Raw genomic sequence first — 13,545 nt, forward strand, 5'->3', positions numbered from 1 at the left:
CGCTTGAGGCTTGAAGCATGAGGCTTGAAGCGTGCCCCTCGCCGGAGCACGGCTTCGCCGACGGCAGGGCCTGTGCTGTCCTCTTCATCCTGTTTCCTGTTCCCGCGGCAACTTCCCAGTGGCCTTTCCCCCTCAGGCCGTGGACAATAGCCGACCATGACTGAACCGGACTATTCCGGCTTGCCCGATGAGCTCTCCGTGCTGGTAACCCGGCATTGGCAGCGCTTCCAGGAGGCGGGCCACACACTCCCCGACGCTTTGTTCGCCGACCTGTCCAGGGTCTGGGCGGGCTCCGATTACGTGGCGGAGCAGTTCATCCGCGACGCCGGGCTCGGTGAGTGGCTGGCGGCAAGCCCACTCAAACAGCGCCTCGACCCGGGCACCCTGGCCGGCGATGTGCGCCGCCAGGTGATCGCCTGCGACGACGAAGACAGCCTCAAATCGGTGCTGCGCCGATTGCGCCACCGCCACATGGTGCGGTTGATCTGGCGTGATCTGGCGCGCCTGGACGATTACCACGCGCTGGTCGCGGATCTGTCCTTGCTGGCCGACACGCTGATTTCCACCGCCTTGGAGCGGCTCCACGAGTGGGCCTGCGAGCGCAACGGCACGCCGGTGGACGAGCACGGTTATCCGGTCAAGCTGGTGGTGCTGGCGATGGGCAAGCTGGGCGCCCGCGAGTTGAATCTGTCTTCCGACATCGACCTGATTTTCGCCTACGAGCACGAAGGCGAAATCGAAGGCGGCCGCCGCAGCCTCACCCACCACCAGTTCTTTCTGCGCCTGGGCCAGCAACTGATCAAAGCACTGGATCAGAACACCGCCGACGGCTTTGTGTTTCGCACCGACATGCGACTGCGCCCCTGGGGCAAGAGCGGCGCCCTGGCGGTGGGCTTCGACGCCATGGAGAGCTACTACGAAACCCAGGGCCGGGAATGGGAACGCTACGCGCTGATCAAGATGCGCCCGGTGGCTGGCGATCTGGAGGCGGGCACGCGCCTGATCGAGCGGCTCAATCCGTTCGTTTACCGCCGCTATATCGATTACGGCGCGTTCGAATCGCTGCGCGAAATGAAAGGGCTGATCGAGCGCGAGGTGAACCGCAAGGGCATCCAGGCGGACGTCAAACTGGGCGCCGGCGGCATTCGCGAGGTCGAGTTTATCGTTCAGGCATTCCAGTTGATCCGTGGCGGCCAGTTGCCCAGCCTGCGTCAGCCCAACCTGATCCAGGTGCTGCCGCTGCTGGGCGAGGAAGGCCTGCTGCCTGACGACGTGATCGATGAGCTGCGCGGCGCTTACGTGTTTCTGCGTGACGTGGAGCACCGCCTGCAGGCCCTTGCCGACAAACAGACCCAGCGGCTGCCCGACGACGAGCTGGGCTGGCAGCGCCTGACCTACGCGATGGGCTTCTCCGCCCGCGCCGCGTTTGAGCGTGCGCTGCGCCGCCACCGCGAGCAGGTGCGTTTTCACTTCAGTCAGGTGATCGCTGATCCGCAACAGGAAGCGGAGGTCAACGAAGCCGACCGCGAGTTGCTTGATCTGTGGCTCGGCGAAGTGGACGACGCCGACGCGCTGGCCCATTTGCAGGCGATTGGCGTGCAGGACGCCGATCAGGTGCTCGCCTTGCTGGTGCAGTTGCGCGAGTCACGGTCGGTGCAGAACATGCAGCGCATCGGTCGCGAACGGCTTGACCGTTTGATGCCGCTGCTGATCGAGGCACTCGGTTACCAGGGCCATGGCGCGGTCACCGCCGCGCGGCTGATCGCCTTTATCGAAGCGGTGGTGCGCCGCAGCGCCTACATTGCCCTGCTGGTGGAGAACCCCGGGGCGCTCGCCCAGCTGGTCAAGCTGTCCGGCGCCAGCCCCTGGATCGCCGAGCGGCTGGCCCGCCACCCGGTGCTGCTCGACGAGCTGCTCGACGTGAGCACCCTGTATTCGCCGCCGGCGCGCACGGAACTGGATGACGAGCTGCGCCAGCAATTGCTGCGCGTGCCGGAAGACGATCTTGAGCAGCAGATGGAAGTGCTGCGCAATTTCAAACAGGCTCACCTGCTGCGCGTGTCCGCCTCCGAGGTCACCGAAGTGCTGCCGCTGATGAAAGTCAGCGATTACCTCACCTGGCTGGCGGAGAGCGTTCTCAACCAGGTGGTGATGCTGGCCTGGGAGCCGCTGGTGGAGCGCCATGGCCGGCCGGTGCGCGACGATGGCCAGCCCTGCAGCCCGGATTTCGTGGTGGTGGGCTACGGCAAGCTGGGCGGCATCGAACTGGGCCACAACTCCGACCTGGATCTGGTGTTCCTGCACGATGCCGCCGCCGGCGGTATGACCGACGGCGAGAAGAGCGTCTCCAACGAACAGTTCTACGCCCGTCTCGGCCAGCGCATTGTGCACATTCTCGCTACCCGCACGATGAGCGGCCAGCTCTACGAGGTGGACACCCGGCTGCGGCCCAGCGGCAGCTCCGGGCTGTTGGTGTCGTCGATGGAGGCGTTCCACAAATACCAGCTCCATGACGCCTGGACCTGGGAACATCAGGCGCTGGTGCGCGCCCGCGTGGTGGCCGGTTGCAACCGGGCGCGCCAGGCGTTCGACGCGATTCGCCATGAGGTACTGTGCAAAAAACGGGACCAGGAGGCGCTGCGGCACGACGTGTTGGCGATGCGCGAGAAGATGGTCGATCACCTGTCTTCCCATAAAGAGGGGCAATTCCACCTCAAGCAGGACCCGGGAGGTATCGTCGATATCGAATTTATGGTGCAATATGGCGTACTCAGATGGGCCTCTTCCCACGGCGAACTGACCCGGTTCACCGATAATGTGCGGCTGCTCGAAACCCTCGCCGCCCTGGAACTGATGCCGGCGCAGGACGCCGGTCTGCTTCGGGAAGCCTACCTGGCCTACCGGTCCGCGGCTCATCGCGCCTCGCTGCGCAAAGTGAAATCCATTGTCGACGACACGGAATTCCGCGATTTGCGTGAAGGCGTGCGAGCGATCTGGAAACAATGGTTTGGTCTGCCGGACGCCTGACGGCGCCGCCGGGTGTGCTCGCCCGCCGGTGCGTCCCGGGCGTGCCGCCTGATTCGGGCCTGATTTTTTTGGGATTTGAGGATTACAGGTTTAGGAGAGTACCGCCATGTCCATGGCTGATCGAGACGGTGTTATCTGGTTGGACGGTGAAATGGTGCCCTGGCGGGAAGCCAAGGTGCATGCGCTGACCCATTCCCTGCATTACGGGATGGGCGTGTTCGAGGGCGTGCGCGCCTACGAAACCGAGCGCGGCCCGGCCATCTTCCGGTTGCAGGAGCACACCAAGCGGCTGTTCAACAGCGCCCACATTCTGAACATGAAGATTCCGTTCACCGCGGACCAGCTTAACCAGGCGCAGATCGCGACCATCCGTGAGAACGAATTGCCGCACGCTTATCTGCGCCCGCTGGTGTTCTACGGCAGTGAAGGCATGGGCCTGCGCGCCCACAACCTGCAGGTGCACGTGGTGGTGGCCGCCTGGGAATGGCCCTCGTACATGTCGCCGGAAGCGCTGGAGCTGGGCATCAAGGTGCGCACCTCCAGTTATACCCGCCACCACGTGAACATCAACATGTGCAAGGCGAAGGCCTCCGGCAGCTACATGAACTCCATGCTGGCGTTGGGCGAGGCGGTCAGCGGCGGCGCCGACGAAGCGCTGCTGCTGGACAACGAAGGCTACGTGGCGGAAGGCTCCGGGGAAAACATCTTCCTGGTGCGCGACGGCGTTATCTATACCCCGGAACTGACCTCCTGCCTGGACGGCATTACCCGCCGCACCATCATGCAGCTGGCCGAGGAGCGCGGTTACAAGGTGCGCGAAAAGCGGCTCACCCGTGACGAGGTCTACATCGCCGACGAAGCGTTCTTCACCGGCACCGCCGCCGAAGTCACGCCGATTCGGGAACTGGACGGCCGGGTGATTGGCGAGGGCAAACGCGGCCCGGTCACCGAGCAACTTCAGGCGGTGTATTTCGATCTGGTGCGCGGCAAGCTGGACGAATACCAGGACTGGCTGACCTTCGTTTCTTGAGGGTTGCCCGCCGGACGCTGAAACGGATTTTGCCGGATGTCTGATCGTCGCACGGCCAGAACAGTGACACGCATTCTGGTGGTCGGCCCTTCCTGGGTCGGCGACATGGTGATGGCGCAGACCCTGTTCGCCGAGCTCAAGCGGCGCCAGGACTGCGTCATCGACGTGCTGGCGCCAGCCTGGTGCCGGCCGTTGCTGTCACGCATGCCGGAAGTGCGCGCGCCGCTGGAACTGCCGTTCGGCCATGGTGAATTGAAGCTGCGTCGCCGCCGTGCCGAAGGCCGTGCCCTGCGCGGCGATTACGACCACGCCTATGTGCTGCCCAACTCCTTGAAATCCGCCCTGATACCCTGGTTCGCCAGGGTGCCGGTGCGCACCGGCTGGCGCGGTGAAATGCGTTACGGCCTGCTCAACGATGTGCGCGTACTGGACAAAACCCGTTACCCGTTGATGGTGCAGCGCTTCGTGGCGCTGGCTCTGCCCGCCGAGGCGGCGGTGCCGGCGCTGGAGGAGATCGCCGCGCCGAGCTTGAAAGTGGACCCGGAGCAGGTCGCCGCGACCCTGGCCACGCACGGCCTGAATCGCCAGCGGCCGGTGCTGGGCCTGTGCCCCGGCGCCGAATTCGGGCCCTCCAAGCGCTGGCCGGAATACCATTACGCGGAGGTCGCCCGGCACTGGATCGCCAATGGCGGCCAGGTGTGGCTGTTCGGCTCCGGCAAGGACCGCCCGGTGGCGGAATCGATCCGTGACGCGCTGCCGGCCGAGCACCAGGACGCGGTTGCGCTGTTGGCCGGTGTCACCAGCCTGGAGCAAGCGGTGGACCTGTTGTCCGCCTGCGACGCGGTGGTCAGCAACGATTCCGGATTGATGCACATCGCCGCCGCCCTGGGGCGGCCGCTGGTGGCGGTGTACGGCTCCACCTCACCGGGGTTCACGCCGCCGTTGGGTGAGGCGGTGGCGGTGGTGCGCCTGGACCTTGATTGCAGCCCCTGTTTCCAGCGTGAGTGCCCGCTCGGCCACCTCAACTGCTTGCGTCAGCTGGAGCCCGCCCGGGTGATCGCGGCGCTCAAGCAATTGCCCGGCGTGGCGTTCTGAATGGCGCGCGCCTATCTCGACCCGGAATGGCGCGCGGTGCTGCGCACGCTCGGCCTGGATACCCTGCGGGCCTGGTGGCAGGGCGACAAAGGCGAGCCGGTGGACGAGCCCAATGTTCGCTACGGCGGGGAACTGGCGGTCTACCGGGTGCAATTGCCGGATGGCGAGGGCCGCACCCACAACCTCTATGTGAAGTGCCAGCGTAATCAACACCACCGCACGCCGCGCCATCCGCTGTGGGGCGAGCCGACACTGCACGCGGAATTCCGCGCCCTGCGCCGCTGTCTGGCGCAGGGCATTCCGGTGGCGCCGCCGGTGTTTTTCGACACCCTGCGCGACGCCGCCGGCGACACCCTGACGGTGATGGTAAGCCTGGGTCTGGATGGTTTCGACAGCCTTGACCGGATCGAGCTCGCCGCCCTGCCGGTGGCGCGTCGTTGGCGCCTGATCGAGGACGTGGCGAGCACCGTGCGTTTTATGCATGAGCGCGGCTACGTTCACCGCAATCTCTATCCGAAGCATGTTTTTGTTGCCTGGCGTGCCGCTCTGGGCTGCTATGATGTACGCTTCATCGATCTGGAAAAGACCCACCGGGTGTTCAGGCGGCAGCACCTGTTCCGCGACCTGGAGAGTCTGGCGAGGCGCGGCGACGGCGTGCGGGAGCGGGATGGGCTGCGGTTCCTGCGCCACTATCTGGGCACGCCTCGCTTGCACGCCAAGGGCCGTGAGCTGGCGCGGCGGCTGGCCGCCAAACGTCCGCAACGATAGGACCCGAATGCGCGTTCTTGTGATCAAGACCTCATCGATGGGGGATGTCATCCACACCCTGCCGGCACTCACCGACGCGGCCCGGGCGCTGCCGGGCCTGCGCGTGGACTGGGTGGTGGAAGAAGCATTCGCGGACCTGGCCGGCCGCCACCCGGCGGTGGAGCGGGTGCTGCCCTGCGCGCTGCGGCGCTGGCGTCGCCATCCGTTGCGCGCGCGGCGCAGCGGCGAGTGGGGCCGGTTCAAAAACGCGCTGCGCGAGCACCACTACGACGCCGTCATCGACGCCCAGGGGCTGATCAAGAGCGCTTTCCTGACCCGCCTGGCGCGCGGCCCCAAGTTCGGATTGGACAAGACCTCCGCCCGCGAGCCGCTCTCCGCCCGGGTGCTGGATCATCCGCTGGCGGTGCCACGTGGCGGCCATGCGGTCAGCCGGGTGCGTCAACTGTTTGCCCAGGCGCTGGGTTACGCCGCCCCGGAAGACGATCCGGATTATGGTCTGGTACGGACCCGGGACCCCCACTCTCTGCTCGACGGCAGCGCCGATCTGGTGTTCTTTCACGGCACCACCTGGCCCACCAAACATTACCCGGAAGCGTTCTGGCGCGCCCTTGCCGAGCAAGCCGAACAGGCCGGCCACCGGGTGCATTTGCCATGGGGCAACGAGCAGGAACGGGTGCGCGCCGAACGCATCGCCCGGGGCTTGCCGGCGGTGACCGTGTTGCCCCGGCTGACGCTCACCGAGCTCACTGATCGCTTGATGCGCTGGGACGCTTTCCTGGCGGTGGACACCGGCCTGGCGCACCTGGCCGCTGCCGCCGGCTTGCCGGGGTTGGCGTTGTACGGGCCCACCGACCCGCGCCTGACCGGTGTGTGGGGCCCGCGCGCGCATTCGTTCGCCGCCGAATTTCCCTGCGCGCCCTGCCTGCAAGAGAAATGCACCTACCGGGGCAGCCTGGGGCGGGGCGTCGAGCCGCCGTGCTTCAGCAGTCTTAAACCGCACCGGGTGTGGCAACGGCTGATCGAGGTGGCGGGCGCATGAAGCTGGCCTTCGCGTTGTTTGAATACTTCCCCTACGGCGGCCTGCAGCGCGACATGCTGGCGATCGCCGGCGCCGCGCTGGCGCGCGGCCATCAGGTCACCGTTTATACCCGCCAATGGCAGGGCGCCACGCCGAAGGGCCCGAAGGTGGTGACGCTGCCGGTGGACGCACGCAGTAACCATGCCCGCGACGCCGGCTTCGCCGCCGCGTTGGCGCCGCGCCTGGCCGGTTTCGACAGCGTGGTGGGTTTCAACAAGATGCCGGGGCTGGATTGGTACTACGCCGCCGACGGCTGCCTGGCGGCGCGCTACCATGGCCCGCGCCGCTGGCTGCCGCGCTACCGCAGCAAGCTGGCGTTCGAGCGGGCGGTGTTCGAGGCGCGCGGCGCGGCGCGAATACTCTCTATCTCGCCGCCGCAGCGGGCGCTCTATCAGCGCCATTACGGCACCGCCGATGCCCGTTTCGTGGACCTGCCGCCGGGCATTCGCCGCGACCGTGCCCAGCCGGAAGACGTGCTGCGTCACCGGGCGATGCTGCGCACCAGCCTGGGCCTGGAAGAGCATTCGCCGATGCTGTTGTTCGTCGGTTCCGGATTCCGCACCAAGGGGCTGGACCGGGCGATCCGCACCCTGGCCGGCCTGCCCGCGCCGGCGCGGCTGTACGTGGTCGGCGAGGATCGCGCCACCCCCTATCGGCGGCTGGCCCGCAAACTGGGTGTGGCCGGGCGGGTGCACTTCATGGGCGGCCAGGATAACGTGCCGGAGTGGCTGTGGAGCGCCGATTTGCTGCTGCACCCCGCCTACGCCGAGAATACCGGCACGGTGCTGCTGGAAGCGGCGATCGCCGGCCTGCCGGTGCTGACCACCGAAGCGTGCGGCTACGCGCCCTACATCGGCGAGGGCGAGCTGGGCCAGGTGCTGGCCGAGCCGTCCGACGAGCAACTGGTGCAGGCCGCCGGTGCGCTGCTGGAGCCTCCCCGCGAGCGCTGGCGTGAGCGCTCGCGGGCGTTCGCCGCCGGCGCCGACATTTACGATCTTGTGGAGCATGCCGTGGATGCCATCGAACAGACCCCTCGCCAGGAGCGCCGATGACGTTGTTTATGCGCGACGACCTGGCCCGTGCCTGGCATGACGAGGACCCTTTCGAACGGGCCGCGCACCAGGATGGCGTGATCTACCGGGCCCGGGAAGGGCGCCGCACCCTGCAATTCGAAATCAACGAACAGCGCTACTTTCTGAAATACCACGGTGGCATCGGCTGGGGCGAGATCGTCAAGAATCTGAGCCAGGGCAAGTGGCCGATTCTGGGCGCCCTGTCGGAGGTGCGCGCGATTCGCAAAGTGGCCGGCGCCGGCATCCATACCCTGGCCATCGCCGGCTATGGCCAGCGTGGCCTGAATCCGGCGCGCCGCGAATCGTTTCTGGTCACCGATGAGCTGGTCAACACGCTCAGCCTGGAAGAGCTGGGCGAGCGCTGGCGGCTGGAACCCGGCGCCCCGAGGTTCAAATGGGCGCTGATCCGGCGCGTCGGAGAGATCGCCAAGGCAATGCACGACGTGGGCGTCAACCACCGCGACTTCTATCTGGGTCACTTCCTGATTTCCCGGGCGGCGGTAGAACGGGAAGACAGCCGCGCGGCGCTGCATCTGATTGACCTGCATCGCTCCCAGGTGCGCGGGCGCGTGCCGCGCCGTTGGCGCGTCAAGGACATCGGTGGGCTGTATTTTTCCACCGCCCGCCTGGACCTGACGCACCGCGATCTGCTGCGCTTCGTGCGCGCCTACACCAACATGCCGCTGCGCCGGGCGCTGGCCGACAAACACCGCCTGCTGCAGGCCAGCCGCGAGGAAGGCGAGAAAATCTATCGCCGCTACTTTGAGAAGGAGCCGGCGTTTCCGCTGCCGTTCAGCGAACATCCGGGCAAGGACATCTGAGATGGCCGTGCCGAGCGCCGGAGCCGACGAGCCCCTCACTTCCCTGCGCGAACTGGCCGCCGCCGGCCGCGAGCCACGGTTGCCGGCCCGCCTCGCCACCGTCTTCGGCGATCTGATTCTGGAGCGCACACTGCGGCTGCTGCCGGGCCGGCGGCTCACCGCGCGCGCGCGGCTGGCCGGCGAGCCGGTGATCGCCAAGCTGTTCTTTGCCGATCGCAAGGCGCGTCGGGAGGCCGCCCGGGAAGCGGCGCGGCTGGCGCGGCTGGAGGCGCTGGCGGTACCGGCGCCGCGCTTGCTCGGTGACAGCGGTGGCACCGAGCAGGGCCGGGTGCTGACGTTGCAATGTCTGCCCGGCGAGAGCGCGTTGGCGGTGTATGCGCATGCCTACCCGCGCGGCCAGGGCGAATCGGTGGTGACGCGGTTGGTCGCCTTCGTCGCCGAATTGCACCGCCAGGGCTGTGTGCAAAGTGACGCCCACCTGGGCAATTTTCTGATCGACGGTTCGTGCCTGTATCTGGTCGACGCCGGCAGCGTGTTGATCCGCAGGCGGCTTTCGGCGGCGGCCAAACGCGACAATCTGGCCGCGCTGCTGGCCCAGTTCTATCCGCTGGATTGCCTTGACCTGAATGCCATTCGCCACGCCTACGGCCCCGACGCGCCCACTCTGGACGCGTTAGCGGCGGCGTTGGCCCGGGCCCGGACGCGGCGCTATCGGCACGCCTTGAAAAAGATCCACCGCGAGTGCAGCGATTACGCGGTGGTGCGCGCGGCCGGGCTGGCCGGCATGGCCAGCCGCTCTCTGGAGGAGGACTTCCAGGCGCTGATGGCCGCCGGCATTGATCGGCAAATGGCCGAAGGTGAAACCCTCAAGCCTGGCAACAGCAGCACCGTCAGCCGGGTGCGGTGGCGTGGCCACGATTGGGTGATCAAACGCTACAACACCAAGAGCCCGGGCCACCGGCTGCGCAAGCAATTCAAGCCCAGCCGCGCGTCGCGCTCGTGGCGCAACGCGCGCTGGCTGGAGCTGATCGGCCTGGCGACGCCAGCGCCGGTGGGCTATGCCGAGCGGCGTCCGTTCGGTGTGCTCGATACCGCCTATTTCGTTTGTCAGTATGTGGCCGGTCCGTCCCTGGCGGAGTTGCCCGCCGGCCCCGACCTGACCGCCGCCCAGCAGCAAATGGAGCGGGTGTTTGATTTGATGAAGGTCCTGAATTTCAATCACGGCGATCTCAAGGCCACCAACTTTTTGTGGGTGGCGCAGCGGCTGTGTGTGCTGGATCTGGACGCCATGCGACTGGAACTGCCCGCCGGCGAGGTGGAAACGCTGGTGGAGCGGGACCGCGCCCGCTGGCGGCGCAATTTCACGAAGGAGGCTTAGGGCCTGTTCACACTCATTATGATGGTCGCGTTGCTGCCCCAAAGCGGGCCAGGCAAGGCGCGAGGAGAGAGGGTTAGTATGCTAAATGACCGACGAGCAACACCGCCTGGCCCGCTTTGGGGCGCAACCCGAAGGGCCGGGGCCGTTTTCGCGCAATCCCGCGTTGCGGTTCGCTTGTGTGGCGGCCCACACCACGCTCACCGCGCCTTGGTTTGCGCGAAAACGACCTCCGGCGCGGCCATCATAATGAGTGTGAACAGGCCCTAGGTCACTCCCGCCTGCGCGCTTCCTGCCTGTACAATGGGGGCCGGCAGGCCCGAAGATGAGCGCCACGGTTGAATCCCGCGCCGCTTTCCGTAACCACGTTCGCGCAAAGGCTCAGCATGGAAAACGCTACCCAAAACGCCAGTTTTAGCATCGCCGGCCGGGCCATCGGCCCGGACCACAAGCCCCTGGTGATCGCCGAGATCGGCATCAATCACGAAGGCAGCCTGGAGACCGCCAAGGCGATGGTCGATGCCGCGCAACGGGCTGGCGTGGAGATGATCAAACATCAGACCCATGTGGTCGCCGATGAGATGTCCGGCGCCGCCAAAAAAGTGATCCCGGGCAACGCTTCGGTGTCGATCTACGAGATCATGGACCGCTGCAGCCTGGACGAAGAGCAGGAAACGGAGCTCAAGAACTACGTTGAGTCCAAGGGCATTATTTTCATCAGTACGCCGTTTTCCCGCGCCGCCGCCGACCGCCTGGAAAGAATGAACGTACCGGCCTACAAGATCGGCTCCGGCGAGTGCAACAACTACCCGTTGTTGAAACACATCGCCGGGTTTGGCAAGCCGGTCATCCTCAGCACCGGCATGAACAACATCGAGAGCATCCGCAAAGCGACGAGGATTTTCGATGAGGCAGGGGTTCCCTATGGGTTGCTGCACACCACCAACCTGTACCCGACGCCGGCGCACCTGGTGCGTCTGGGCGCGATGAGCGAACTGGGCCGTGAATTTCCGGGTGTGGTGATCGGGTTGTCCGATCACACCATCTCCAACCACGCCTGCTTCGCGGCGGTGGCGCTGGGCGCCTCGATTCTGGAGCGTCACTTCACCGACACCATGTCGCGGCCGGGCCCGGACATCGTCAACTCCATGGACGAGACCGCCACCCGCGAACTGCTGGAAGGCTCCGAGCTGATCTGGCGGATGCGCGGCGGTAAGAAAGAAGCCGCCGCCGAAGAGCGGGTCACCAGCGATTTCGCCTTCGCCAGCGTGGTGACCATCAAGGCCATCGCCGCCGGCGAACCCTTCACCAAGGACAACCTCTGGGTGAAGCGCCCCGGCACCGGTGAAATTCTCTCCGAGCATTACGAGGATTTGCTTGGCAAAACCGCCGCCCGCGCGATCCACGCCGACGAGCAGCTTGGCTGGGGCGACGTGTCGGAATGAAAAAGCGGATTCTTTTTCTGACCGGCACGCGCGCCGATTTCGGTAAGCTGAAATCGCTGATCAGCTCGGTCGAGGACGCCGAGCGATTCGAGTACGGCATCTTCGCCACCGGCATGCACATGATGTCCAAGTACGGACTCACCGTGAATGAGATCGGCAAATCCGGCTTCACCAACGTGTTCACCTACATGAACCAGAGTGAGGGCGACGCCATGGAGGTGGTGCTGGCCAACACCATCACCGGGTTGAGCCGTTACCTGCAGGAACACCATTACGATCTGATCGTGGTGCACGGTGACCGGGTTGAGGCGCTGGCCGGGGCCACGGTGGGCGCCCTGCGCAATATCCTGGTGGCCCATGTGGAAGGTGGCGAGGTCTCCGGCACCATCGACGAACTGATGCGCCACGCCATCACCAAGATGTCGCACTTGCATTTCGTTGCCAGCGAAACCGCCCGCCGCCGCTTGATTCAACTCGGTGAAGATGAGAACAACATCTTCCTGATCGGTTCGCCGGACGTGGACGTGATGCTCTCCGACGCGCTGCCGAGCCTGGAACAGGCGCGCCAGCGCTATGAGATTCCGTTCCAGGATTACGCCATTTGCATGCTCCATCCGGTGACCACCGAAGACGAGGTGGAGCGCAAACAAAGCGCTCGCCGTTATGTCGACGCGCTGATCGACAGCGGCCGTCATTACGTGGTGATTTATCCGAATAACGATCAGGGCTGCGAGGCCATCTTCGAAGCCTATGAGAAGATCGCGGAGCACCCGCGTTTCCGTCTGTTCCCGTCGTTGCGGTTTGAATATTTTCTGACCCTGCTCAAGCACGCCGATTTTATCATCGGCAACTCCAGTGCCGGCATTCACGAAGCGCCCATCTACGCGGTCCCCACCATCAACGTGGGCAAGCGCCAGCACAACAGAATGGTCCATGAGGGCATTCGCAACGTCGGCTTCGATCACCAAGACATCATCGCGGCGATCACCGAGACGCTGGCCGCCGAGCGCCATGCGCCACTCTACCATTACGGCGAAGGCGGCAGTGCCGGCAAGTTCATGGACACGCTGCGCGACGATGCCTTCTGGGCGACGCCCAATCAGAAGCATTTCAAGGATCTGGTGTTTCCATGATCGAAGGCAAAAGCGTATTGGCGCTGATCACCGCCCGTGGCGGCTCCAAGGGGATTCCCGGCAAGAACATCAAACCCCTCGCCGGCAAGCCGCTGATCGCCTGGTCCATCGAGGCGGCCCGCGCGTCGCGATACGTGGACCGGTTGGTGGTGTCCAGCGACGCCGGCGACATCCTCGAGGTGGCGCGCCGCTACGGGGCGGAAGTACCGTTCACCCGGCCCGAGGCGCTGGCGGCGGATGACACCGGCAGCATGGAGGTGATTCTGCACGCTCTGCAGGCGCTGGATCAGCCCTACGATTATCTGTTGCTGCTGCAACCGACCTCGCCGTTTCGTACCGCCGCCGACATCGACGACGCCCTGGAACAGACCGTTCGCGAGGGCGCTTCGTTGACCGTCTCGGTGGCCCGTCTCAAGAAACATCCGATGTTCATGTACAAAGTGGAAGGCGGCAAACTGGTGCCGTTTTTCGACAACTCGGGTACCCAATTGCGGCGCCAGGATATGCCCGCCGCGTTCGAGCATAACGGCGCCTTGTACATCGCCCGGGTGCCGTACCTGTTGCAAGCGCGCAGTTTTAACACCCCGGAAGCGACCCCCTATGTGATGGACGGCCCGGTCAACCTGGACATCGACACCCCGGAAGACTGGGAGCAGGCCGAGCGGCTGGCCGCCCGTCTCGGGCTGGCCTGAGGAGCGCC

At 65.6% G+C, this 13,545-nt stretch carries 11 protein-coding genes; all 11 read left to right on the forward strand.

Annotated features, from left to right (window positions below; all coding sequences use genetic code 11):
- Positions 1 to 156 precede the first annotated feature (156 nt).
- A complete protein-coding gene (gene glnE, locus CGS25_RS04445) occupies positions 157 to 3,027 on the forward strand; it encodes a bifunctional [glutamate--ammonia ligase]-adenylyl-L-tyrosine phosphorylase/[glutamate--ammonia-ligase] adenylyltransferase (RefSeq protein ID WP_101674708.1) in 2,871 nt (956 codons plus the stop codon).
- 106 nt (positions 3,028 to 3,133) lie between these two features.
- A complete protein-coding gene (locus tag CGS25_RS04450; protein WP_089033569.1) occupies positions 3,134 to 4,057 on the forward strand; it encodes a branched-chain amino acid transaminase in 924 nt (307 codons plus the stop codon).
- A gap of 36 nt (positions 4,058 to 4,093) precedes the next feature.
- Positions 4,094 to 5,152, forward strand: coding sequence for a lipopolysaccharide heptosyltransferase II (gene waaF / locus CGS25_RS04455; protein WP_089033568.1), 1,059 nt, complete (start codon positions 4,094 to 4,096; stop codon positions 5,150 to 5,152).
- Positions 5,153 to 5,920 carry a lipopolysaccharide kinase InaA family protein gene (locus CGS25_RS04460; protein ID WP_089033567.1) on the forward strand — a complete coding sequence of 256 codons (768 nt, stop codon included), beginning with the start codon at positions 5,153 to 5,155 and terminating at the stop codon, positions 5,918 to 5,920.
- Positions 5,921 to 5,927: 7 nt separating this feature from the next.
- The gene (gene waaC / locus CGS25_RS04465) at positions 5,928 to 6,959 is read left to right on the forward strand and encodes a lipopolysaccharide heptosyltransferase I (protein WP_089033566.1); all 1,032 of its coding nucleotides are present in this window, start codon (positions 5,928 to 5,930) and stop codon (positions 6,957 to 6,959) included.
- Positions 6,956 to 8,050 carry a glycosyltransferase family 4 protein gene (locus tag CGS25_RS04470; RefSeq protein WP_089033565.1) on the forward strand — a complete coding sequence of 365 codons (1,095 nt, stop codon included), beginning with the start codon at positions 6,956 to 6,958 and terminating at the stop codon, positions 8,048 to 8,050. Before waaC ends, CGS25_RS04470 begins: the two co-directional genes overlap by 4 nt.
- Entirely contained in the window at positions 8,047 to 8,892 is an 846-nt protein-coding gene (rfaP, locus tag CGS25_RS04475) for a lipopolysaccharide core heptose(I) kinase RfaP (protein ID WP_089033564.1), read from the forward strand. Before CGS25_RS04470 ends, rfaP begins: the two co-directional genes overlap by 4 nt.
- A 1-nt stretch (position 8,893) precedes the next feature.
- Complete coding sequence (locus tag CGS25_RS04480; RefSeq protein WP_089033563.1) at positions 8,894 to 10,270, forward strand: lipopolysaccharide kinase InaA family protein; 1,377 nt, start codon at positions 8,894 to 8,896, stop codon at positions 10,268 to 10,270.
- Between the two features lie 383 nt (positions 10,271 to 10,653).
- Positions 10,654 to 11,712: an N-acetylneuraminate synthase family protein gene (locus CGS25_RS04485; RefSeq protein ID WP_101674709.1), complete on the forward strand. Its 1,059-nt coding sequence runs from the start codon at positions 10,654 to 10,656 to the stop codon at positions 11,710 to 11,712.
- Positions 11,709 to 12,845 carry a UDP-N-acetylglucosamine 2-epimerase gene (gene neuC, locus CGS25_RS04490; protein WP_101674710.1) on the forward strand — a complete coding sequence of 379 codons (1,137 nt, stop codon included), beginning with the start codon at positions 11,709 to 11,711 and terminating at the stop codon, positions 12,843 to 12,845. The genes CGS25_RS04485 and neuC overlap by 4 nt, the downstream gene beginning before the upstream one ends.
- Positions 12,842 to 13,537, forward strand: a complete 696-nt coding sequence (locus tag CGS25_RS04495) for an acylneuraminate cytidylyltransferase family protein (protein ID WP_101674711.1) — start codon at positions 12,842 to 12,844, stop codon at positions 13,535 to 13,537. Before neuC ends, CGS25_RS04495 begins: the two co-directional genes overlap by 4 nt.
- The last annotated feature ends 8 nt before the right edge of the window (positions 13,538 to 13,545 follow it).

The organism is Alloalcanivorax mobilis (assembly GCF_002864685.1).
Classification (GTDB): domain Bacteria; phylum Pseudomonadota; class Gammaproteobacteria; order Pseudomonadales; family Alcanivoracaceae; genus Alloalcanivorax; species Alloalcanivorax mobilis.

Bases quoted from the DNA above. Each gene is read 5' to 3' on its own strand.
- CGS25_RS04480 (WP_089033563.1), top strand. From the start codon at position 8,894: ATGGCCGTGCCGAGCGCCGGAGCCGACGAGCCCCTCACTTCCCTGCGC.
- CGS25_RS04485 (WP_101674709.1), top strand. From the start codon at position 10,654: ATGGAAAACGCTACCCAAAACGCCAGTTTTAGCATCGCCGGCCGGGCC.
- CGS25_RS04460 (WP_089033567.1), top strand. From the start codon at position 5,153: ATGGCGCGCGCCTATCTCGACCCGGAATGGCGCGCGGTGCTGCGCACG.
- waaC (WP_089033566.1), top strand. From the start codon at position 5,928: ATGCGCGTTCTTGTGATCAAGACCTCATCGATGGGGGATGTCATCCAC.
- rfaP (WP_089033564.1), top strand. From the start codon at position 8,047: ATGACGTTGTTTATGCGCGACGACCTGGCCCGTGCCTGGCATGACGAG.
- glnE (WP_101674708.1), top strand. From the start codon at position 157: ATGACTGAACCGGACTATTCCGGCTTGCCCGATGAGCTCTCCGTGCTG.
- CGS25_RS04450 (WP_089033569.1), top strand. From the start codon at position 3,134: ATGTCCATGGCTGATCGAGACGGTGTTATCTGGTTGGACGGTGAAATG.
- CGS25_RS04470 (WP_089033565.1), top strand. From the start codon at position 6,956: ATGAAGCTGGCCTTCGCGTTGTTTGAATACTTCCCCTACGGCGGCCTG.
- CGS25_RS04495 (WP_101674711.1), top strand. From the start codon at position 12,842: ATGATCGAAGGCAAAAGCGTATTGGCGCTGATCACCGCCCGTGGCGGC.
- waaF (WP_089033568.1), top strand. From the start codon at position 4,094: ATGTCTGATCGTCGCACGGCCAGAACAGTGACACGCATTCTGGTGGTC.
- neuC (WP_101674710.1), top strand. From the start codon at position 11,709: ATGAAAAAGCGGATTCTTTTTCTGACCGGCACGCGCGCCGATTTCGGT.